This window comes from Corynebacterium sp. HMSC065D07 (assembly GCF_001810695.1).
Classification (GTDB): Bacteria; Actinomycetota; Actinomycetes; order Mycobacteriales; family Mycobacteriaceae; genus Corynebacterium; species Corynebacterium hesseae.
The window spans coordinates 1-234 of record NZ_KV802445.1 but is presented as its reverse complement, the minus strand read 5'-3'; the positions used below and the strand labels follow the sequence as shown (position 1 = coordinate 234).

Sequence of the window (234 nt, the reverse complement as noted above, 5' to 3'; positions counted from 1 at the left end):
CGGATTCGACTGCCCCGAAGAATCCGATTAAGAAGTTTGACGAGGCCGATAAAATCGCAGTCGTCCACGCCAGACAACAGTTAATGGAGCAAGGCTTGGATTATGGGCCTTGGTCGATCTACTACTTTTTGTTCGACACTGTAGGCGCAGATTACACCCCATCGCGTTCTACAATCGCCTCGTGGCTGCATGAACTGGGGTTTGTTGATGCCAATGCCCGCAAACGGCCACGCA

At 52.1% G+C, this 234-nt stretch carries 1 pseudogene; it reads left to right on the top strand.

From position 1 onward, the window contains the following. A pseudogene (locus HMPREF2760_RS12950) lies at positions 1–234 on the top strand (transposase); the annotation flags it as partial.